This window comes from Flavobacterium anhuiense, assembly GCF_050990855.1.
GTDB classification, from domain to species: Bacteria; Bacteroidota; Bacteroidia; order Flavobacteriales; family Flavobacteriaceae; genus Flavobacterium; species Flavobacterium anhuiense_C.
In genome coordinates this window covers 2,369,295-2,393,071 of record NZ_CP158861.1, presented here as the reverse complement: position 1 = coordinate 2,393,071, position 23,777 = coordinate 2,369,295, and the positions used below count along the sequence as shown (strand labels likewise).

The following is a 23,777-nucleotide window of genomic DNA, read 5'->3' as shown; positions in this document are numbered from 1 at the left end:
TTTTAAAATACTTGTATTTAAACTTGAAAAAGATAAGCATGTCAACTCCCCTTCAACTTTGTCCACAAATATTTGTTTACACATCCACGTAATAACTGAAGAATTAACCAAACTAAATACATCATAGCAATCCAATATGCAATGTTAGCTATATTACTGTAGGTTTTAATGGGTAAAATATTTAGTTTTACAAGCTGATTGAACTCACAACTCTAGTTGAGAATAAGATATAATATATTAGATAAATACTTTCAAAACTTTGGAAAGAAAATACAGTATCGATGATCTTTTAGAGGCTGGATTTCTTAAACCAAATGCAGGGAAAATATTTTATTTCACCTCATTTAGTAACCAATTATTCGTTAGTCAGCAACAAACCGATTGAAGTTGAAATTAAAATCGAAAATAGAGCATCAGAAACCAAATTAAAATTAAATCAAATCATTGCATAATATCCCAATATGATCACCGGAGAATTAAAATCACAAATCGATAAAATCTGGAACGACTTCTGGACAGGTGGAATTTCGAATCCCTTAACGGTAATTGAACAGTTTACCTATCTTATTTTCTTAAAACAATTAGACGACAAACAAATCCTGATTGAGAAACGTGCCAATATGTTGGGCGTAACTACAGATAAACCAATTTACACTCCAGAGCAAAGAGAATTACGCTGGAGCAGTTTCAGAGACAAAGACGCTGAAGTGATGTTCGAATTATTTACAAGACCACAACATCATTTAAATGATGTTACAGTTTTTGATTTCATGAAAACTCTTGGTAAAGATGGCGGTGTCTTTACAGAATATATCAAAGGTGCTACATTTATGATTCCAACAGCTAAGTTATTGGATCGCGTAGTGCAGCAAATTGACAAATTACCTCTGGACAATAGAGATACAAAAGGTGATTTGTACGAGTACATGCTAGGCAAAATTGCTGAGGCAGGAACTAATGGACAATTTCGTACACCTCGCCATATTATACGCATGATGGTTGAAATGACAAAGCCTCAAAAAGAAGATACTATTTGCGATCCTTCTTGTGGAACAGCGGGCTTTTTAGTTGGTGCGTCTCAATTTATACATGAAAAACACGAAGCATGGTTCATGGATCAGGAATTCAGAAATCATTACAATAAAGAAATGTTTAACGGAATTGAGATCGATCCTTCCATGATGAGAATCTCTGCAATGAACTTGCAATTGCATGGCATAGAAAACCCAACTCTTATTGGGAATTCTGCGTTGAGTGAAAGTAATGATATTAGCAGTGAATATTCTTTAATTCTGGCAAATCCTCCATTTAAAGGAGCTTTAGATTATGACGAGGTAGAAAGCAGTTTATTAAATGTTACCAAAACCAAAAAAACCGAATTACTCTTTTTAGCATTGATTTTACGTATGTTAAAATTAGGTGGTCGTGCTGCAGTAATTATTCCTGATGGTGTATTATTTGGCAGCTCTGGTGCGCATAAAAACATTCGAAAAGAATTGATCGAAAAGCAGCAACTACAAGCTGTCATTTCTATGCCCAGCGGTGTTTTCAAACCATATGCTGGAGTTAGCACAGCAATTTTATTTTTTACCAAAACAAATTCTGGAGGAACAGATAATGTTTGGTTTTATGATATGCAAGCTGATGGTTTTAGCTTAGATGACAAACGTAATCCTCAACTTACTGAAGAATTATTTGAAAAATGTTTTACTAATCCTGAAAGTATTCTAGATGAAATGAATGGTAAATGTGATATTCCAAATATTCTTTTAGATTGGAAAAAATACCAAAATCTAAAACCAAACACAACCGATGGGCAAGACAGAACTCAAAAATCATTCTTAGTATCAAAAGCAGACATTGTAACAAATGATTATGACTTGAGTATTAACCGATACAAAGAAATTGTTTATGATGAGGTTGTCTACGAAAAGCCACAAACTATTATAGAAGCAATTAAAGAAATAGATAAAAAACGTCTGGAAGCAATGAAGGATCTGGAAAAAATGTTAAGTTAGTGGAGAATACCGGATTCGAACCCCAAAGAATATTATGACATTTACAGAGAGGAAGGGATTCGAGAATAAAATCTCAGGGTTATGAATCCTGTGCTCTTTAAAAAATTTTTGTGACCCCGAAGGGGTTTGAACCGCAAACCCATAAAAATGTTTAAGCTTAACAAACTCAAGGCTTAAAAAATTATGACCTCGACTGGATTCAAACCTGGAACCTTTTAAAAAAATAGATTGTAATCACAGAACGTTTCGAGCCTCAAAACAACAATTTAGTTTTTTCATTGTTTCTAAAACAATTATAAATTACAAACAAATATAAAATAATTAAATTTAGATTTATAAGAATACTAAATGATAGAAATCGTAAAAATAAAAAAGCATATAAAGCAAATAAGAGGTATTTCTTATGGCGGTAATGATAGCATAAATAATCCTCAAGAAGGTTATCTGCCCATATTAAGATCAAACAATATAAATGAAGGAAGTTTAAATTTTGAAAACCTAGTATATGTTCCGATTAATCTAGTTAAAACTTACCAATTATTAAAAAAAGGGGATTTAGTAATCACCGCATCTACAGGTAGCATTAAAGTTATTGGGAAAAATGGTGCTGTACAAGAAGATTACATAGGTTCATTTGGAGCATTTTGCAAAGTTGTTAGACCTTTAGAATCGATTAATCCGGGATATTTAAAACATTTTTTTCAATCAAATTATTATAGAAAGACAATTCAAAATGTAATAAATGGTGCAAACATTAATAATATCAAAAATGAACATTTAGATGATCTTTTAATACCATTTCCTAATCTTCCAACCCAACAAAAAATTGCAAACATTCTAGACAAAGCTGATGAATTAAGACAATACAACAAACAACTTGTAGAAAAATATGATGCCTTGACACAAAGTTTGTTTTTTGATATGTTTGGGGATCCTGTTAATAATGAAAAAGGATGGGAAGTAAAAAATGGTAATGAATACTGTGAGAAAATCTCTGTTGGCGTTGTTATTAGACCAGCTTCATATTATGTAGACAAAGGTGTAATTGCTCTAAGATCTCTTAACATAAAACCTAATAGAATAGATCTAAAAGATTTAGTTTATTTTTCAAAAATAAACAGTGAAACAACTTTAGCAAAATCTCAATTAAAAACAGATGATGTTGTTATAGTTAGAACTGGTTCGACTGGAACAGCTGCAATAATTCCAAAAGAACTAGACAATTGCAATTGTATTGATTTGATAATAACAAGACCAAACAAGTCTATAATTAATCCTTTATACTTAGTCTATTTCTTTAACTCAGAAAGGGGTAAAAATATAGTATCTGGTCATGAAGTTGGAGGGATTCAAAAACATTTTAATATAGGAAGTATTAAAAATCTTAATATTCCTACTCCGCCTGTTAATTTTCAAAACAAATTTGCAGAACGAGTACAACTTATAGAAACTCAAAAGAAACAAGCACAAGAAGCTTTAGAAAAAAGTGAGGCTTTATTTCAAAGTTTACTGCAAAAGGCATTTAAAGGAGAATTGAACTAAAGAAAATAAAATTGAAGGATGATGCTGTGGACATAATTTTATAGAACGTTAAATCATGGACAAAACCACTATTGCAACTAAAAACAGTATTTTATTACTATCAATAATCCAATTAAGAAACAAACTATTTGTAATTGGCAATTATCAAAGAGGTTACAAATGGGGTAAAAAAGAAATCCTGGAACTTCTCAATGACATTAATGAATATGATAGTAACACTGGCCTTTATTGTTTACAGCCTATTATTCTAAAACCACTTGAAGGTTCTGAAAAAGAAAACATCAAAATTGAGGAAAATAAATATTCTATTTTTATTCATAATGAAGTAATCGATGGACAGCAACGTACTACTACCCTATTCTTGCTTTTATCGTATTTACAATATCATTTTAAAATTACAGATCTTGATATTTATACTATTTCGTTTACTACAAGGATAAGAAGTGGCCAATTTTTAAATGATAAATTAAGTTTTTTATTCGAAGTTGATGTTAATAGTATTTCAAACGAAGAACTTGTAAACAAAGACTATAATCAAATTGAAGCCGTTAATACTTTATGGGCAGATTTTATAAAAGAACATAAAGAATTTGACAATGTAGATGTGTATCATTTTTTTCAAGTAAACTGCTATATTAAAAAATGGGTTTCATACTCTTTAACAGATCCGAGCAAAGCGGAGGCTTTTATTCTTAAACTGTTAAATCATGTAAAAATAATTTGGTATTCGCTAGACAACGCTTTGCAAAACGATAAAGTTATCGATGTGTTTCTGAATAACAATAAAGGAAAAATTAAACTGACAACTTCGGAGTTAATAAAGGCGTTGTTTATTCTAAAAATAAAAAATACTGAAATAAAAGAACTGGCAGAATTACATACCAACCGTTTTGCCTTAGAATGGGATACAATTGAAAAAAAGCTACAAGATGATTCCCTATGGTATTTTATCCAGCCAAATGACAGTCTTTACAAAGATGGTACGAGAATAGATTATTTGTTTGACTTAATTTTACAGAAAGATAAAAAACAGGACGAACTGTTTGCTTATCGATATTATGAATCGAGATTTAATGAATCAGACAATAACTTTGATACTGAATGGAATAAGGTTATTCAGTTGTTTAACAAACTAATAGATTGGTACAATGATTCTGAATTGTATCATTACATTGGGTTTCTTGTTAACGGAAATATTCTAAATATTCTATCTATTATTGAATTAGCAAAAGGAAAAAGCAAACCGGAAATCAATGCTGAATTAAACGAGAAGATTATTGATCATTTCAGTAAAACTAAAGTTGAAGATGGTGACGTTATTAATATTTATGATCTTGATAATTTGAGTTTTACCAAATATTATCAAGAAACAAAAAAGGTATTATTGCTTCATAATATAATGTATTATGTAAAAACAATGTCTAATCACAAATTTCCCTTTGAACTTTATAACAAAGAAAAATGGAGTATTGAACATATTATACCTCAAAATCCTAAAGCAATAACTGATTTTGAACTTTATAAAGAATGGTTTACAGAACAAGCGGAATATCGAAATGATGCTAAAAAATCAATCAACGAAAACCATACAAATATAATTAAGAGTTTAAAAAAATTAAACTCCTTTGTTGATTTAGAGTTAGATAAAGACTTAAAAGAAAAAATAAATGAATTAATTGACTCTTTTGACGATACAACGCATTCAATTAATAATTTATTACTGTTGGATAGCAACACGAACAGTTCCTTACAGAATGAAAGTTTTACAAAAAAAAGAGAAAAAATATTACTCTTTGACAGAAATGGTCAATCTGATACAAATAAAGCTGTTTTTATTCCTGTAGAAACCTTAAATGCTTTTAATAAAACATTTAGCACTGAAGTACAATATAAACATTGGACTGCACAAGATGGTGAAGATTACAAAAATGCTATATATGAAAGACTAATAGATTTTTTACCAAAAAACAACACTAAAACAGCTGTAATCAATGAAGGATAATAATACTTTTTGGAATCTTATCGAAAATCAAGGTATCGAAATTCCGCCTATTCAACGCGATTATGCTCAGGGAAGAACGACTGGAAAAATACCTTCTATACGAACTAAATTTATTTCTTCAATTTTTACTGCACTAACAACTAGGGAACCTTTAGGTCTGGATTTTATTTATGGTAAAATTTTCGGACTAAGAAATGAAGAAGAATTTGCTCGCAATAAAAGTGCCATTGAAGGATTATTAGGAAGTATTAAAAGCTATGCTGGAAGTATAGACCTATCTATAAGTGACTTTAAAATTGAAGCTAAGAATAATGATCAGGGAGCCATTACTTATCTTATTCCTCTTGATGGTCAACAAAGACTTACCACTTTGTTTTTAATACATTGGTACATATTCTCACAATTAAAAATGAGAGATGAACTTAAAAAACTTTTACGTTTTAGATACAAAACTAGAAAGAGTTCAGAGAATTTTATTCAAATTTTATGTAATACAAATAAAATTCAATTTAAGGATGACTTAAAAGAAGAAATCATAAATCTAGAAAATTTCTCTAATACCTGGCTAGATGATGCAACAGTTGTGTCAATGCTAAATGTCCTACAAGAAATTCATTCATTCTGCAAACATTATACTGAAAGTGATTTTGTTTTAATTAACGAAAGACTGACAGAAGAAGAAATCATTTATTTTGACTTTCTTAATTTGAAAGATTTCAATTTATCTGATGATTTATATGTTAAAATGAATGCTAGAGGAAAACAATTAACAGATTTTGAAAACTTTAAAGCATGGTTATTCAGCAAAATTGAAAATAAAAATTGGTATGATAAAGATCTTTGGGAACAAGATGTCTTAAAGTTTGATATTGAATGGAACGATATTTTTTGGAATGCTAAAAATACTACCACTTTTGAGATTGATGATGTTTATTTAAATTATTTCAAGCTAAGCTTTCTTGGTGATTTTATTGTTAATATTGAGATCAAAGAAGATTCAAGATTATTAAAGAACATAAATGAAAATTTCAAAAACACTGAAATTATAGAAATTCTAATATCAGATACAACTGATTTTGATTTTGAAAAATTCTTTACCAATGATGATTTCAAAAACAATTTAGGAGTCTATTTTAGTTTTTTAAAACTATGTCAAGTGGAGTCTAACGGAGATTCTAATATTGAAGTTTTAGATGAAATTTTGAATCAAACTTTTGAATACTATTTTTCAGAAAATGAAAAACTAAGTTTCAGTACATTTTATTTTTCCGACAGGCAATTTAAATCAACGTGGTGGCAGAAGCTATATTTCTTTGCAATACAACGTTATGTCTTAAAAGTAAATAAAAAAATCACCGACTTTGCTGAAAATGACAAAATAAATCTTAAAAATTATAATCGTGTAATCTCTAATTTAATTTTTAACGCTAGTGTAGATTCTCCAGATGATTTCAAGAATTACTTAAATTCAATTTCACAGCTTGTTGTCACTTTAAGAACTGAAGATTCGATATATACTCAATACGAATTGATTTCTAAAACAAATTTTGTCATTTATCAAAAAAATGAAGAAATTTTAAAATGCCAGCTAATCAATGATAATAAGGATTGGGAAGAAAAATTTATTCTAGCTGAACATCACCCCTATTTTTATGGGCAAATTCGATTTTTAATTGAATTGGCAAAAAATAATATTTTAGATTTTGAAATTTTATATCAAAAAATGGCACCATTATTCTATTTTGATATACTTTCTCATCCTAATAGTATTATGCAGAGAGCATTATTAACATTTGGAAATTACTTTATAAAAAAATCAAGTTATAAAGTTTCACTTTGCAAAAATAATTTTGGAACTGTAAGGGAAAGAAATGAGAATTGGCGCCAATTTTTTACAGATGAATCCAGAAAAGAAAATTTAAGTAAGCTTTTATTCCATAGTGACTACGATCATAATAATATTGAAGCTTCCTTAAATAAAATAATAGAAAATTACACTGAATCAGAAAATTTAGAAAATTTACCTATTGCAACTTTAGAATATTATAAGTTCTATATTTTTTGCCCTGCAATGTTCCACTACGGCAATTCTAAACTTGTTCAAATACACAAAAACAAATATGCTTATCAACTAAACGCCTTGATAACCGCAGGATATTTTAACGAAGTAATTACATTTTTCATAAAAAAATATTTTTTTAACGACGAAGTAAACGTAAAATACTTTGCTGTTAAAGGATGGGAAAGCAGTCCTTTTATTTCAATCAACGAAAAAACTTTAATTAAATTAGATACAAATAAAGAAATGATCGTAACTATTCCAGAAATTGATGAGCCTGTTATTGAACTAAAATCTATAACTGAAACTGTAACTTTTATAAATGAAGTTTTACAAAAAAAATAGTATTTTAGTCCAACTAATTCAAAACTATGCCAAGCAACTTTACTTTTCTTAAGCAAGAATTTCCAGAGATTTTTCGTGAGATAGCCGAAGCTGAAAAAAACACTTTTATAGCACCTCGTTATGCTGCCTTATTATGCAGAAGTGCTCTAGAAAAAGCAATGTTTTGGTTATACAAAAATGATGAAGATTTAGAGTTACCTTATGATACAAAGTTAGGCGCTTTACTTCACAATGAAGATTTCAAAAACATACTCAAACCAAGTATGTTTATGGAGCTAGACATTATCCGCTTAAACGGGAATAATGCAGCGCATGGAAAATTGGTAAAAGCGCTTGAGGCATTGCAATCTCTAAAGAATAGTTTTAGATTTCTATCTTTTTTAAGCAAATACTACAGCGAGGCAAATCCGGATATTCAGGAATTTGATGAAAGAGTGATTCCTTATGGAGATACAAACGACAAAAACAAAAAACAACTCCAAATACTTGCTGACCAGCTTGAAAAACAACGTCTAGAAGCTCAAAAAGCATTAAAAGAACAAGAAAAACTAGCGGAAGAAAACGATTTACTTCGCAAACAACTGCAAGCACAATTACAACTTATTAGCGAACGTAAAGAGGAACGTTACCGAGAAGTAATTGAAGAAAAAGAAATTCCAGAACTTACATCTGAAAAGGAAACCCGATTATTATTAATTAATCTTTTATTAAGAGAAGCAGGCTGGGACAATCTTAAACAAGGCAGAGATACAGAATATGAAGTTAAAGGCATGCCCTTAACTACTAATCCTTCTGGAAAAGGTTTTGTAGATTATGTCTTATGGGGAGATAACGGATTACCATTAGCAATAGTTGAAGCAAAAAGTACCATTCATAGCGCCACAAAAGGAAAACATCAAGCTTGCCTTTATGCTGATTGCTTAGAGAAAAGTACCGGACAGCGTCCAATAATTTTTTACAGTAATGGTTTTGAAACTTATATATGGGATGATGTTTTCTATCCCTCAAGACTCATACAGGGATTTTATACCAAAGAAGAATTACAAATTCATATTGAAAGGCGATTATCACGTAAAGATTTACGAGAATTTAAAGTTAATACAGATATTGCAGGAAGATATTATCAACTTGAAGCTATAAAACGTGTTGCTGAGCATTTGGTAACAACAAACGAAAACAAACTAAAAGGCAAAAGCAGAAAAGCATTATTAGTAATGGCAACAGGAAGCGGTAAGACAAGAACTTCAGCTGCTATGGTTGATTTGTTTACTAAATGTAACTGGGCTAAGAGAATTTTGTTCCTAGCTGATAGAAATGCATTGGTAACTCAAGCTAAAAATGCCTTTAAAGAACATTTACCTCATCTATCAGCTATTGATTTAACAAAAGAAAAAGAAGACAACGGAACCAGAGTTGTTTTTTCAACCTATCCTACCATTTTAAATAAAATTGACAGCTTAAAAAGCGAAGATGGGCGTTTTTATGGTGTTGGTCATTTTGATTTAATAATTATAGATGAAGCGCATCGATCTGTATATCAAAAATACCAAGCTATTTTTGGTTATTTCGATTCTATACTAGTTGGATTAACCGCTACACCAAAAAAGGAAATTGATAAAAACACTTACAATTTATTTGAAATTGAGGATGATAATCCAACTTATGCATATGAATTAAATAAAGCTGTTGAAGACAATTATCTAAAACCTCCAAAAGCTTTTAAAATTCCTTTGAAATTTCCAAGACAAGGAATTGTTTACAATGATCTTTCAGAAACAGATAAAACTCGTTTCATAGAAGTTTTTGGGGCTCAGTTTGGTGATAAAAATGAAATACTCAATGTTGATAAAAGCAAAATTAATAGTTGGCTTTACAATGATGACACTATTGACAAAGTATTAGATTACCTAATGACCAACGGTCAGAAAATTGCTGGTGGAGATAAATTGGGTAAAACCATCATTTTTGCGAAAAAACACGAACATGCTGCTTTTATAGAAAAGCGATTCAATAAAAATTATCCTCAATACACCGGTAGTTTCCTAAGAGTCATTGATAATTACGAAGATAAAGCACAAGATTTATTGGAACGATTTTGCTTTGATAAAGGAGATGAAAAAGATCCTCAAATAGCTGTTTCAGTAGATATGATGGATACTGGAGTTGATGCCCCCCGAGTTCTAAATCTTGTCTTTTTTAAAGAAGTAAAGTCGTTTTCGAAATACTGGCAAATGATTGGTCGCGGTACACGATTATGTCCAGATATCTTTGCTCCGGGAAAGGACAAAGAGTATTTCTTAATATTTGACTTTTGCGGCAATTTTGAATATTTTGGAGAAAATCCGGATGGAGAAACTCAAAAAACAGCTTTATCATTATCTCAGAAAATTTTCAATATAAAACTTGAAATTGTAATGTCAATTCGACAATTACATAATTCAACAGAAGAACAGGAAAAGATTCAAATAGAGTTTACAGATAATCTACATCAATTAGTTAAGGGACTTAATGATAGTCGTTTTGAAGTTCGTAAACATTGGAGATACGTTTTAAAATATAAAAAACGTGAAAGCTGGAACAATCTTTTACAAAGTGACATTCTTAATATTGAAAACAATTTATCACATCTGGTAGATTTCAATCAAGATAAAGATGAACTTGCAAAACGCTTTGATTTATTAATTTATAAACTTCAATTAGCTTTAATAAGGGACGATAAAACAAAATCTACTTATATTCATAATGTCTATGAAATTGCAAATTTACTATTTACAAAAAGGAATATTCCTGCGGTACTTTCAAAAATAGAAACTATTAAAAAACTGCAAAAAGAGCAATTTTGGAATACTGTGAACGTAATTGAGGTTGAAAATTTCAGAACTGAACTTAGAAATTTAATGCAGTTTCTTAAAGATGAAAAGAAACTTGAGCCTATATATACTTCATTTACCGACGAACTTGATTTAGACAAAGTAGAAGAAGTTAATGTTTTGGCAACTTATACTTCATTACAAAGCTATAAAGATCGTGTAGAAGCATTTATCAGAAAAAACAAATCTCATCTCGTTATTGATAAATTATATAAAAATCTTCCAATAACAATTGATGAATTAAACCTATTAGAAGATTTTTTATTAAAAGAAGCTTTAGAAAGTAAGGATCGATTTGTTAAGGAGTATGGAGAACAGCCTCTAGGGAAATTTGTACGTAACATAATTGGTCTTGATATTGAAATTGCTAATGAATTGTTTGTTGAATTCATTTCTAAAGGTAGTTTGAATGCCAACCAAATAACTTTTATCCAAAAAATTATTCAGTACCTAAATCAAAATGGGGTGATTGAAAAAAAACTTCTAACTCAATCCCCTTTTAATGAACAGCATGATCAAGGGATTTTTGGTATTTTCCCGGAAGAAGAAAAAATTATGGAAATTATTCAGGTTATTAATGATGTAAACGAAAATGCAATGTTTGCATAAACATCCTCAAAATATTTTTGTTAAGGTACTACCAATTCAGGTATTTTTACTTAGTATATTTTCCATTTAATATTCGATGTTTGTTACAAAACAAAATTTAGTAAAGATGGAATTTTGCTTAATCTATTTATTTAATAATAGATGTTATGGTTTTCCATAATTAGTCAAATTCTCTTTTAAATATCTTTGTTAGATACTAACGTACTGAATATATTGTTGGTTACATAGAATTTAATATTATTCTTTTTACTAATGACAACAAAAATTATAGCCTTAGAGTTTCTCGAAGAATTAGAAAGTATTCATAAGAATGAATCTTTGTCTTTGTCAATAAAGTATCCCCAGCTAAGAAGTTTATTAGAAAAAGTTTGTAAAGATCTTACATCAACAATCTCTCTTCAATTTTCTGATTTCTTTTCTAGATTAAGTTTTGTTTGTCAAGCATATAATACAAATAAATCTATTCACGGACTAAGGATTACAGCAAACAAAGTGTTACATGAAAGTCTTATTCCTTTGGAAGACGATTATAAACACCACGTTTCTCTTTTTGCTGATTTTCTTAAAGTAGTTTATTCTATAAATGTCCCGCAAAGTTTATTATCATCTGAAAAGAATTTTAAAGAGTTTCCTATAATTAAAAACATCAGATTAAGTGAAGCTAAAGTTTGTATCGTTGAAAAAAGAGAGAATCATTTGATTTGTAGTATTGATGCTTTAAGTATAAAAGATCATGAGTTTGCTCCTGAGAAGCTAGTAACAGTTCAAATCATGGAAAAAGGAGTCAACCAAATTATTACATCATGTAAAGATTTTTGGGTAGGCGCAATTTTATATCTTGTTGACATAGAAATTGATGCCAATGAAATATTTCATCCTAAAATCATTGTATTGGAACCCGATTATCTTCTGGATGTTTCCTCTATTGCAGAATGTATACAAGATTATGGAGAAACTGAATTACTGTTTTTCAAATCAAAGTTTGAAATTGTAGCTAACTCTAAATATATACTTTTAGGAAATTTTGCAAATTTAGTTGTAGATGAAGTTTTTTCGAATCCTTTAGCCCCTGTTGATTTCAATAATACTTTTCTAAAACATTTTAAAACAAGTCCTTTTGAGTACACTACTTGTAAGGATATCTCAGAACAACAAAGTTTTATTGAATATCATCAAGAAAGTCAGAGACAGTTTCTTAAAATTAAACAAACGATCGAAAATGATTTTTCACAACTTGATATTGATTTAGAAAATATGTCCTTAGAACCCTCATTTTTATCTGAAAAATTTGGATTGCAAGGGAGAATGGATATGCTTGATTGGAGAAGAGCAGGTGGCCTATCTAAAATCATAGAGCTAAAATCAGGTAGTGCTCCATTTCCAGATGATGGTGTTAGTATAAAAAATAATCATCAAGCTCAGCTATTTATGTATTATCTACTCTATTCTCAGATAGAAAAGCTGAATGTTGGGCAAATAAATAATAAAGTGCAAGGATTTATCTTGTACTCAAAGCCTAATCAAGGCAATTTGAGAAATATTGGAGCTTATTTGAATGGTTTTCAAACAATAATTAATCTTAGAAATAAGATTGTTGCAATAGAACACCTTTTAATAGCAGATAATGAAGAATCTACTGAAACTCTTCTAGCGATGATTAATGCTCAAAATATCATTAATAAAGATATTCATCCTAACTTTAGAGCTAAGATAGAACCTCAATTGGAAGATTTTCTCAAACCTATTGCATCTGCTTCAGATTTAGAGAAAAATTATTTCATTTCGTTTGTAAATTATATCTCTTACGAGCACTTTCTAAGTAAGGTAGGTAGTGCAGAACAAGATAGAGAAAATGGCTCAAATGGCTTGGCTAGACTTTGGTTGGATAGTCTTGAAGAAAAGAAAAGTAAATTTGAAATTCTGTATGATTTAGAAATTATAAGCAATAAAATTGATCAGGAAGAACAAACTATTGAGTTTAAAAGAACAGATGATCAACAAAATAAGCATGTGAATTTTAGGAAAGGTGACATTTGTGTTCTATATCCTCGTAATAGTGAATCGGAAATAGTTTCTCACAGCCAGATTTTTAAATGTACAATAAAAGAAATCACCACAGATTCTGTTATCCTTTATTTCAGATACAAGCAACGCAATAAAGCATTTTTTAGTTCTTTTGGATCAAAAGCAAAATGGGCATTAGAAAGTGACTTTATGGAAACTTCCTTTAATTCTATGTATCGAAATCTTTATAGTTTTCTAGGAGAAAATCAATCTTTTAAAAATTTAATTTTAAACCAAGCAAGGCCAAGTAAATCTAAAGACTACGGTTATAAAAATCCTTCTATTTCTGGTGAGCAACAAATGGTTATTAATAAAGCTTTATCAGCGGATCATTATTTTTTATTAAATGGTCCACCAGGCACAGGGAAAACTTCCATCATTATCAAAAACCTAGTTAAAGAACTAATAGCAAATAAAAAAAGCATTCTTGTATTAGCATATACTAACCGTGCTGTTGATGAACTTTGTCAAGCAATTAACAATGCTAGTGAAAAAAATTGTGACCAGAATTTTATACGTTTTGGATCTAAATTGTCTAGCAGTTCGGAATACCATGATAATCTACTAGATGTAGTTCTTGAAGCTAAAGAAAGACAATTAAAGGATTTAGGAAAAAGATTTGGACGTGCAGAAGTGACAACTATCATTAAGGAAAATAATGTTTATATCTCTACTGTGGCTTCAATAGGTAGCAAAGAGCATATTTTTAAAGTAAAAGATTTCGACTATATAATAGTTGATGAGGCTTCTCAGATTTTGGAACCTCAATTAGTAGGTATATTAGGAAAAGCTACAAAGTTTATATTGATCGGTGATCACAAGCAATTGCCTGCAATTTCTTTGCAATCTGTTGAAAGATCAAAGACAAATAATAAAAGGCTTGAATCTATTGGATTGTTTAATAGAAAGAATTCTCTGTTTGAACGTCTTTACAAATTCTGTGAAGATAATTTGCTTGTTGATTGTTATGATACACTAACCTATCAAGGGCGCATGCACAAAGACATTTCACTATTTCCTAATTTTGCATTTTACAAGGGCCTTTTACGTGAAGCCTATGATGCGCCAGGCATAGATGATATTTCTAAAACATCTTTACATAGACAGGTCGCAAATTTAGAGTTTTCAGAATCTAGTACTCATAGCGTTAAGAAATTACTAAGTCAAAAGAGATTAGTCTTTTTTAATAATAAAAAATCTGATGATCTCTATAAAAAATTCAATACTTACGAGGCAGATTTTGTAATCTATATTATTAAAGATATCATAGCCTTATATGAAAACAATAATAGAAATTTCGATCCCCTAACAACGATAGGAATTATTGCCCCTTTCCGAAATCAAATAGCTCTGATTAAACAGAGGATGGAAGAGGCTTGCATTCCTGACTACGAAAAAATCACCGTCGATTCTGTTGAGAGATTCCAAGGTAGTCAACGTGATATTATCATTTATTCCTTTTCTGTAAATAATCCTTTTCAATTAAAAGGAATGATTAATTTAAATGATGAAGGGGATGTAGATCGAAAGTTAAATGTCGCACTTACACGTGCCCGTGAACAGATGGTTCTAATCGGCAACGATAGTATATTATCGAATAATCTTATATATTTAAGATTGATAGAATATTGTAAATCAAAGGGGGGCTACATTGACAAGCCTCTATCTGAGATATTGAAAAATCAGCCTATTTACTTTCCTGACCAGACTACTTCTACTCCACTACTAAAAACTATTGAAATTAGTGATCCCTTTAAAACTGTATTTGCAAATAAGATAGAAGCAGTAGTAAAAAATGATAAACGTACAAAATGGCCAAATGAAATATTAGGATTAAATACGGATTTTACACGTAATAATCTTATATGCTATGGAATGGCTGATTTTGACAAACAGATTGATTTGAATTATCAACAAAATTTAGGAGGACTCATCGATAGCCAAAGTTTCCTGACTTATTATACGCCGAAAGAAAACGTTTTGCTATATTGTTATTGGAACATGAGAAAGCACTTTGTTTCGGTACAGCAAATTTTTCTTAATCATAAAGAGTTCTTTTTGTCTAGGTTTCAGAATACAGAAGAAAGGATAATGTTTATTGACTTCGGATGCGGACCAATGACCGCTTCTCTAGCATTTAACAATGTCTTTAAAACTGAGATTAGTAGAAAAATACATTATTTAGGAATTGATGTTTCAAAAACAATGCTTGAACAAGCTAAAGAATTTACCAAATCAGGCGCGTTTAAAACTATTGATACTTTTGATTTATGCGAAGAGTTGAAAAATAATAATTCGGTTTACTACAAAGATGAGTTTACATTATCACATACGGTTATAATAACTTGTGCTAATTCATTATCTAATTTGAATCTTGAGGATGTAAATGAAATAGCAAATTTTCTAAATTATCTTATAGATGAATATCCATTAAATAACTACATGTTAGTTTATCAGAATCCTATAAATCGCGACCAAAATTTAAGAAAATTATTAGATAAAGCTCCAAAACTTAATAAAATTCTAGTGGCTAAAGATGAAACAGTGTCATATAAAAGTGAACACCAAGATTGGTATGCAACAAGTGAACATTTTAGTTATGAAATTATTACCAATTAAACCCACAATTATGTGTTGATACTATAAATTCTTTTTAAGTATGAGATTACATTAAATAATCTCTCTTGACCTATGCTTTTTAGCACTTCATATCCTTCTTTATGACAATACCTATACTTTCGATCACTTCCGCAAAAACATTTTGAGGTACGTTGTGGCTTATTATTTTCATAAATATATACAAGTATAGAATAAACTTTGATTGGATCATTAATTTGTAAAATATCGTATAGAGATTCTAAGATTCCCATTGAGCCATGAGACCTTTCATTTAGGAAATAACCTTCTTTCTCTCTAAAGTTTTGATTGTGCAAATAAGGAACAACTTGATTTTTGATGAAACTTGTAAGCATAATTCCTTTTGCACAGTAAATGTATTCTTCAATTGGCGTGCAGATACAAAAATGACCATCTCCATAAATATGCCAGTCAATATTGTGCGGTAACCTTTGGTTTGTTTCATAAACTAAAGGAAAACTATTTGGGTAGTCATTCGGACATTCTATTCTTATAGAATATTTATCATACATGACATCGTTTTCATCGAAAAGAAAGAGATCGCCAGTAAGGTATGGAAGAGAATCTTCCCGAATACATAATTGCAAATCGGGAAAACTACTCATCGCTTCACGAGCTTCTTCAGCGAATCTATCATACAACTTATTCATAACAAAATGGATATGAAGTCATTGCACCAGTAGCCGCTGCTGTATTACGAGAGACATCTTCTTTATCCTCACCAACAGGGAATCTATCACCTAAATTCTTACGCCATAATTTACTGGCCTCTTTTTGATTAGTATTACGAATTGCAGAGTCCGCATCCGCTATAAATTTGTCCAGTGCTTCTAAAAACTTTTCTTTGTTTGCATAATTTTCTAGCAAATTATCATTTGGTACGGCTGGAACTATACATTTGAAATCTTTATCAAGTTCTTTTTTTATTTCCTTAAGAATATCACGTGTTGTGATATCATCACGCTCATTTAAAACAATTAATTCTTTAGCATTAGTAGCTAAGATCGTCAGAGCTAAACCACTAGGCATTTTAAAATTTTGATTATCAGCCCATCCTTTAAGATATTTGATGTTTCTTAATAATCGCCCATCTTTATCCTTTTTGGAAACAAACCAAGTTACTACTGCCTTAGGATCGCTATCCTCAAAACCTATCCCATTAACTGCTATCTGGTATTCTTTCCCATCCTCTTTACAATAGACTGGATGGTCTATTTCATAATCATTTGAAAAAATTGTACGGACGCATTTTTTACGATTCTCCGGAGCAACATTAGTGTAACCATCTACCGCTTGTTTAACCCAATCTTTAAGGGTAGAGGCGGATACATCAGGTGCTCGAAAGAAATATACACCATCATCTAAGTCACAAATGTCTTCTGCTGTGCGGATGCCATTTTTCATTTTATAAGATCCTTGTATATAGAAATATGGTACATACTCGGGATGATTTGCTTTAAACCATTCCCTAATTCTTTTACGAAGCCCTTCTTTCGAGTTTTTCATTTTCTCGTTCTTTTTCGAACCTATTGATATATCATTGTGATATTCCTGAAATAAATTGTGACAGTTTGCCATTTTGTTATTGTTTTAAAAAATTTAAAATTTCTGTTAATCTGTTTTTTGCTAATTCTTCACCGATAGACTTCATACGGTCTATGTGTTTTGGTTTAGAGGAATTGAGTTCGATGCTGTCGCCTTTCATATCGTGCTGAATACGTAAATGATTAAATGTATTGCCTATTTTACCTAACGCTCGCTGTAGAAAGAGTAAATATTGCTCCGTAATCTGTGCTTGTGTATCCAATACTAAGTCTACCAGCTTAGGATTGGGAAAGAGCCAGTCGAATACATTCTTTGGACGCCATGAGCGTTTTATTATTTGTTTTCCCTGGCCTGTACCCAGCGATAAAAGTGCTATATCCCCGATCGGTATATCTAGTTTGTCAGTTGCTTCAAACACGCCTATCAAAGCGGGATTGTTGGCAAATATTCCACCATCGATCATGTTGATATTGGTTCCTTCTCCAAATTCATTCTTAAATGAAAAGGTATGGGGCGGAAAATATACTGGTGCAGAGGCACTAGACATTGCAACATGGTATGCCGGGAGTTTATAATCTCTCCTGTATTCCGGATGATGTTTGGTTTTAAGCACATTTATAGCACCGTCATTTCCATTAAATGCTGGTATGCAAACTTTGCTTTTAAGATCGTTCATGAGGGGATCCTGACCTCCATTTGCTTCTGCATAGACTTCTCTTAGTTTTTTTAGCAATTGCTTGTTGCTATAGATGGCATTAAAGAAGGCTCTGCTTTTACGAGGTAGAAAACGAAAGACAAATCTTGGAAAGATGATTTTTGCATGATCTTCATAGAATTTTGCAAGCTCTTTTGCTGGTATACCTAAAGCAAGACCTATTGCCAAGATAGCTCCTGTTGAAGTGCCACAGATAAGATCGAAATGTTCGTGTAATAGTTTGTCTGGTTCTTCTTTTTGTAATTCTGCTTCTAACTCAGATAAAACTTTGGCCGGGATAAGTCCCCTTATCCCGCCTCCATCAATAGAGAGTATTTTGAATTTTTTTCTCACTTCTTTATCCATCGCATATTATTTAAAAGGTTCACCACATACTGCAGCCCAATCATTCCAAATTGTTGAAATACATCTTTCCAGCGAAACTCCCAGCTCTTTGGCTAATGTTTTAGCTTCATCTCTTGCATTTTCCGCTGTCTTATTCGGATGATAAAGTGTAGTATTTGGAAAATAAATTATTTTACAATTTTTAGTTCCTGGGATACTATCTTTATATCCCAATGATTTCATCTTATCTTTAAATTCCCGATGTTTTGAAGGAATGTCGTAGGTTATTATTATTTCCATATTCTAAAATTTTATTGTTTATAAATAGAGTTAACCAAAAAAAACTCTGAGAGTTTATTTGTTTTTTTTACTGTTTCCTTAACAGTTGTTTTGGGATGTTTGTCCGCATAACGTTTCGTTACAAACTTTCCGGTTCCTACATCTCTATGCACTGATTTTTTCTTTGTCATTTTTATATACCTCCTTTCTTCTTTCTGATTTTAAACTGCCTCATATATGGCGAATAGTATGCCAGACGATATTTCATTGGTTTTTGTTTGTTTTTATCAATAATTATATCAATATTTGATTTTTAATTATCAAAAAATGATATGAAAACATTAATTTCATGGGTCGCAGCCGTACATGATTTTACAAGAAATCCGCAAAATCAGATTAACGGAATCAATGAAGATGGTCCAACTTATAATTTTCACAATGACTTCTATAAACATGATAGACATGTTATTCTATCCTCAAAGAAAGGTGACACACCAGATATTTATACTGAAAATCTTAGAACGTCTCTTACTAAAAAATACCATGATCGCACTATAGAAACACAATATTTGGACATCACTGATGTAATTGACATATCACAAATAAAAAGCAAAGTAGAAGGCTTATTATTAAGAGAATACAGAAATGATGAAATCAGCATTTTCTTTTCTCCTGGCACATCTGCTATGCAAATTGCATGGTATTTAATTCATGAATCCAGCATGTTAAATACAAGACTTTTTCAGGTTCGACCTAAAAACCATTCAAGGAGTGGCAAAGCAGAGTTGTTGGATATGCATGTTTTAAAGTCTACAATTCCAGGAGGCAGTATAATTAAAGAAGAAAGTGTTGTATATCACAAAGAAGATTACATAATAACAGATTCTTTAAACCCCATTTACAGTAGAGCCGAAATGATTGCAATGGCAGATCAAGTAACTACTTTAATATATGGTGAAAGCGGTTCAGGAAAAGAGCACTTAGCAAGTTACATTCACAAAAATTCCGCGAGAAGCAAGAAACCATTTATAACTTTAAATTGTTCTTCATTTACAGACGAACTTTTAGAATCTAGACTATTTGGCTATAAAAAAGGATCTTTTACTGGTGCTGTTGAAGACCGTACCGGATTATTTGAAGAAGCGGAAGGAGGAACAATTTTTTTAGATGAGATTGGAGATATTTCACCTTACATGCAACAAGTACTATTACGTGTAATACAAGAAAAGAAAATCCTTCAGATAGGAAACACAAAAGAGAAAAAGATTGACGTAAGAATTATTGCTGCCACAAACAAAAACTTGTCCAATCTTTGCGTAGAAGGAACATTTCGCTGGGACTTATTTTATCGTCTAACTGTTACTGAGCTATCTTTACCTCCTTTGAGAGAAAGAACAATAATTGAAAAAAAAGAATTAATCAATTTTTTTGTTGAATCTAAAAAAAAGTTATTCAAAAGACAAAAAAAAATAATACTAGGAAAAGTTATAGAACAACTAATACTAAACTATCCATTTCCAGGAAATGTGCGGGAAATGGAAAACTTAATTGAAAACCTTTATGTCTTTAATCAAGAGAATGTTTCTATGGAAACAATGCCTCTTAGACTTACAAATCCAACTGATGAATTTAAATTAGATTTAAAAACAGTTGAAAAATTACACATCATAAAAGTTCTTAAAATAGCAAAGAACAAACAGCAAGCGGCAAAATTGTTAGGCTGTGTAATCAATACTCTGGAGAAAAAAATAAAGGATTATGATATAGAAATTTAAATAAGTTGATAACTATTAGATTAAATAAATAATCGATTTTAAAAAGATGTTTTTTATATAATTTACAATATTAAACTTTAGGATGTAATAATCATATCATGGTCCTCAATAAAATAGCTAGATAGTCGAATGCTTCACAAGCTACAATTAAAAGCTTCAGATTTCCCTGAAGCTTTTTTTGTTTTTGTTTGGATTTATTAGCTTGATTCAGATTGCGAATACGAAGTCGAAGACTTTTGCACTGCTTTTGATAAGACACTCTTCGAAGAATGGGATAGCATGTCATTAGGCAATAGAGTGATTTTTGCAAAAAAGAATCTGTAGTTCAAAAAAAGTGAAGTTTTCTGAACAATTCTTTCTTCTTGTTTCTATATCTTGCACTAGAAAATTAGAAAGAAAGGTAGCTCTTAATTATAATTATATTTAAAAAAAGCCAACAACTGTGAATGAAATATTTAAAAACAACGCCTTGTCATTATTAAAAAATCAAATACCAAAATTCAAACAAGTACATCCAAGCCTAATTTCAGTTTTAAGAGCCAATAGCGAACTTAATTTGTCCAATCTATTGGCATATTTTTTTGAAGGAGAGTACAGCAATTATTTAAAAAATATTTTTCTTGATGCCCTCATAGACTGTATTTCTTTTGAAAATTATGATGATGATGATCTGTTTTTGAGAGAAATGCAGGATAGCAGTTTCGAAAACACTGAAATTCTTAAAGAATACCAAACCAGATCAGGAAGAATTGATATTTTAATCATCAATAATAGCAGAAGAAGTTCACAGCGAAGTGCAATTATTATCGAAAACAAACTTTATCACGAAGTGAATAATGATTTTGATGATTATTTTTACTCTGTGTCCAATGATTTTAATATTGAACCTAAGAATATTGCAGTTATTATTTTAAGTTTAAAAACTTATCAATCGAAAACACCCTCATTTATGAAGAGTGCAAATCCTCTGCACAGCGAATTAAAAAAGGCTGTACTAGAAGGTATAGGCACAGATTTAAATCTTTTTTACGAGAGTCCTGCAGGTCTGCTTTTAGGCGAATACATTAAACACATTGATGATCTTTATCTAGACTTTTCCTCCCATGAAAACAAAAAGTGTTTCGAATATTATTCAAATAACAGGGAAATTATAAATAAAACCGTATGTGAAGCTAAAAGGTTGCTCAAAGAAGATTTTTCAAAAATTGATGATAATGACAAAAAAATGCTCTTTGAAAACAGGACTAAACTAGAACAGCTAATAGAACTGCACGAAAATATTTGCAAATTTACAAACAAATATTTTGATCATTATATAAAGATAGCTGACAGAAACGTACAGGGAGTAGATTATTTTAGAGGCAGGGGTTTATCTTACAATGCGATAAGATACAAATTAGATTATAAATCTCATTTAGAAACCGACAATCCTATTATATTGGAGGTATGGCTGAATGATCAGGTATTGAAAGAACACGGAATTGACTGTCATTCTAGCCAAATGCGGACTTTACTACAGAAATTTGAAGCTAAGATTCCTTCCAGAATAGTTACAAACCAATGGTTTTTAATAAGCAGAAGGGAATTACAAATTGACGAGACGATGCTTAACAGTATATTAAAAAAAACTATTGATAACTGCTGGAGAGAACTGGAAATTTACTTATCAGACCAAATTAGAAAAAGCCAAATTAGTAAGTTCCTTGCTGAAGCACAAGCATATTTAAAAATGCATAACTTTGATTTTGAAATCATTGAAGAACAACCTAAATATTTAGGTTTTCATGATTCAAGCACTAGCATTGTAAAATACACTATTAAATTCAGTCCTCCTGATCTAGTGGAGATTATATTGTATGTAAATACTGCCTTTTTAGATAAAATTTATGCCAAATTGAAAAAGGATAAAGATTTTGTAAAATTCTCAGAAAAGCAGAGCTATAGAATCCCTTACCTAAACTCTGACACTACAGACGTTCATAGTAAGATATTTGAAGCGCTTCTAAAGAGGAGCTTTAGAATCAGTTCAATAGGCGAACTGCATAAGTATCTGGATGCAGAAAATGAAAAATGGCTTGATAAAGAAAAAGAGATAGAGAAGATTATTGATAAGTATTATAGTGGAGACGATAATGAGGAAATTTAAAAGAATAGAGAGCTAAAATCCATAAGATTATGTCCGTTCGTTAATAAACAGAAAAAGAGCAGATAAACTGCTCTTTTTTTAATCTAGCATAAAAAATAATTAATATAGTTCACCACTTTACCATGCAAATAAAACTATATTAACTTCAATTTTCATAAAATTAAAACTTTATCCAGCTCAAAAAGTTCAACTGCGAAAGCCTCATTTAGCAGGCTATTTTTATAAATCTTAGGATACTTCTTAAAGGTGGGCACATGATGAGTCGCTACAAAAGTTTTTTAGAATCTTCAATTTCCAAGGATTTTTTAATAAATTTCAAACTCTCAAAATGGAGCTTATTGTAATCAGTTGCGCTAAATTTTTCACCATTATATTTAATAACATGAAAATCACTAAGTCCTCTTTCAATATTCCATTGGGAACCCAGGCCTATATGCGACCACAAAGTTGAGAATAACAATTTTAAATTTTCATGTTCCACAACATAATTGTTCAGCAGAACGACATTACTTCTGATCTCTTCATAAAAAGTTCCTGTTCTAGAAAATGCATCAAAATAGTAATACTCATGATTTCCAGGCACCCAATAAGTCATCTGAAAATTATCCGATATAAAATTAAAAAAGTCTTGATGTTTTTCCATAACAGCAAAAGGCACAATATCTCCTGCAAGTATTAGAATATCACCCCTTGGCTCCAATGCGTGCTCTCTGATAAATTCTTTATTTTTAGCAAACTCCAGATGCAGATCCGAAGCATATTGCATACTGTTAACCCGCATAAATCATATTTTTATAAAACCCAAATTAATTTACTTAAGCACATTAACAAAATTACCACAAGATTC

At 30.6% G+C, this 23,777-nt stretch carries 14 protein-coding genes; 9 read left to right on the top strand and 5 right to left on the bottom strand.

Going from position 1 to position 23,777, the window contains the following annotated elements:
* Positions 1-314: 314 nt before the first annotated feature.
* The 7 genes from ABTV69_RS10580 (at position 315) to ABTV69_RS10550 (ending at position 16,128) form a co-directional block, all read left to right on the top strand.
* On the top strand, positions 315-452 hold the full coding sequence (locus tag ABTV69_RS10580; protein WP_433836143.1) for a hypothetical protein: 138 nt from the start codon (positions 315-317) through the stop codon (positions 450-452).
* Between the two features lie 9 nt (positions 453-461).
* Entirely contained in the window at positions 462-2,018 is a 1,557-nt protein-coding gene (locus ABTV69_RS10575) for an N-6 DNA methylase (RefSeq protein WP_433836141.1), read from the top strand.
* A gap of 348 nt (positions 2,019-2,366) precedes the next feature.
* Entirely contained in the window at positions 2,367-3,560 is a 1,194-nt protein-coding gene (locus ABTV69_RS10570) for a restriction endonuclease subunit S (protein WP_433836139.1), read from the top strand.
* Positions 3,561-3,615: 55 nt separating this feature from the next.
* Entirely contained in the window at positions 3,616-5,562 is a 1,947-nt protein-coding gene (locus ABTV69_RS10565) for a DUF262 domain-containing protein (protein ID WP_433836137.1), read from the top strand.
* Complete coding sequence (locus ABTV69_RS10560) at positions 5,552-7,966, top strand: DUF262 domain-containing protein (protein WP_433836135.1); 2,415 nt, start codon at positions 5,552-5,554, stop codon at positions 7,964-7,966. The genes ABTV69_RS10565 and ABTV69_RS10560 overlap by 11 nt, the downstream gene beginning before the upstream one ends.
* A gap of 26 nt (positions 7,967-7,992) precedes the next feature.
* Positions 7,993-11,445: a DEAD/DEAH box helicase family protein gene (locus ABTV69_RS10555; RefSeq protein WP_433836133.1), complete on the top strand. Its 3,453-nt coding sequence runs from the start codon at positions 7,993-7,995 to the stop codon at positions 11,443-11,445.
* A 252-nt stretch (positions 11,446-11,697) separates the two neighbouring features.
* Complete coding sequence (locus tag ABTV69_RS10550) at positions 11,698-16,128, top strand: AAA domain-containing protein (protein ID WP_433836131.1); 4,431 nt, start codon at positions 11,698-11,700, stop codon at positions 16,126-16,128.
* An 8-nt stretch (positions 16,129-16,136) separates the two neighbouring features.
* Here the strand turns inward: ABTV69_RS10550 and ABTV69_RS10545 are convergent, their stop codons facing one another.
* Genes ABTV69_RS10545 through ABTV69_RS10530 form a run of 4 tightly spaced genes read right to left on the bottom strand, consistent with a single transcriptional unit; the run spans position 16,137 to position 19,030 of the window.
* Positions 16,137-16,796, bottom strand: a complete 660-nt coding sequence (locus tag ABTV69_RS10545; protein ID WP_433836129.1) for a hypothetical protein — start codon at positions 16,794-16,796, stop codon at positions 16,137-16,139.
* Entirely contained in the window at positions 16,789-17,724 is a 936-nt protein-coding gene (locus tag ABTV69_RS10540; protein WP_433836127.1) for a CBASS cGAMP synthase, read from the bottom strand. The genes ABTV69_RS10545 and ABTV69_RS10540 overlap by 8 nt, the downstream gene beginning before the upstream one ends.
* Positions 17,725-17,728: 4 nt before the next feature.
* Positions 17,729-18,751 carry a CBASS cGAMP-activated phospholipase gene (locus ABTV69_RS10535; RefSeq protein WP_433836125.1) on the bottom strand — a complete coding sequence of 341 codons (1,023 nt, stop codon included), beginning with the start codon at positions 18,749-18,751 and terminating at the stop codon, positions 17,729-17,731.
* 6 nt (positions 18,752-18,757) lie between these two features.
* Positions 18,758-19,030, bottom strand: a complete 273-nt coding sequence (locus tag ABTV69_RS10530; protein ID WP_433836123.1) for a hypothetical protein — start codon at positions 19,028-19,030, stop codon at positions 18,758-18,760.
* A gap of 311 nt (positions 19,031-19,341) precedes the next feature.
* On the opposite strand from ABTV69_RS10530, the gene ABTV69_RS10525 reads away from it, so the two are divergent.
* Both ABTV69_RS10525 and ABTV69_RS10520 read left to right on the top strand, forming a co-directional pair.
* Positions 19,342-20,784, top strand: coding sequence for an RNA repair transcriptional activator RtcR family protein (locus ABTV69_RS10525; RefSeq protein ID WP_433836121.1), 1,443 nt, complete (start codon positions 19,342-19,344; stop codon positions 20,782-20,784).
* Positions 20,785-21,253: 469 nt separating this feature from the next.
* Positions 21,254-22,930, top strand: coding sequence for a hypothetical protein (locus tag ABTV69_RS10520; RefSeq protein WP_433836119.1), 1,677 nt, complete (start codon positions 21,254-21,256; stop codon positions 22,928-22,930).
* Between the two features lie 265 nt (positions 22,931-23,195).
* On the opposite strand, the gene ABTV69_RS10515 is transcribed toward ABTV69_RS10520, so the two are convergent.
* Positions 23,196-23,711 carry a metallophosphoesterase gene (locus tag ABTV69_RS10515; RefSeq protein ID WP_433836117.1) on the bottom strand — a complete coding sequence of 172 codons (516 nt, stop codon included), beginning with the start codon at positions 23,709-23,711 and terminating at the stop codon, positions 23,196-23,198.
* Positions 23,712-23,777 lie beyond the last annotated feature (66 nt).

Coding starts and splice junctions, on each gene's coding strand:
- ABTV69_RS10550 (WP_433836131.1), top strand. CDS start 11,698: ATGACAACAAAAATTATAGCCTTAGAGTTTCTCGAAGAATTAGAAAGT.
- ABTV69_RS10575 (WP_433836141.1), top strand. CDS start 462: ATGATCACCGGAGAATTAAAATCACAAATCGATAAAATCTGGAACGAC.
- ABTV69_RS10530 (WP_433836123.1), bottom strand. CDS start 19,030: ATGGAAATAATAATAACCTACGACATTCCTTCAAAACATCGGGAATTT.
- ABTV69_RS10555 (WP_433836133.1), top strand. CDS start 7,993: ATGCCAAGCAACTTTACTTTTCTTAAGCAAGAATTTCCAGAGATTTTT.
- ABTV69_RS10565 (WP_433836137.1), top strand. CDS start 3,616: ATGGACAAAACCACTATTGCAACTAAAAACAGTATTTTATTACTATCA.
- ABTV69_RS10525 (WP_433836121.1), top strand. CDS start 19,342: ATGAAAACATTAATTTCATGGGTCGCAGCCGTACATGATTTTACAAGA.
- ABTV69_RS10580 (WP_433836143.1), top strand. CDS start 315: ATGCAGGGAAAATATTTTATTTCACCTCATTTAGTAACCAATTATTCG.
- ABTV69_RS10560 (WP_433836135.1), top strand. CDS start 5,552: ATGAAGGATAATAATACTTTTTGGAATCTTATCGAAAATCAAGGTATC.
- ABTV69_RS10540 (WP_433836127.1), bottom strand. CDS start 17,724: ATGGCAAACTGTCACAATTTATTTCAGGAATATCACAATGATATATCA.
- ABTV69_RS10535 (WP_433836125.1), bottom strand. CDS start 18,751: ATGGATAAAGAAGTGAGAAAAAAATTCAAAATACTCTCTATTGATGGA.
- ABTV69_RS10570 (WP_433836139.1), top strand. CDS start 2,367: ATGATAGAAATCGTAAAAATAAAAAAGCATATAAAGCAAATAAGAGGT.
- ABTV69_RS10545 (WP_433836129.1), bottom strand. CDS start 16,796: ATGAATAAGTTGTATGATAGATTCGCTGAAGAAGCTCGTGAAGCGATG.
- ABTV69_RS10515 (WP_433836117.1), bottom strand. CDS start 23,711: ATGCGGGTTAACAGTATGCAATATGCTTCGGATCTGCATCTGGAGTTT.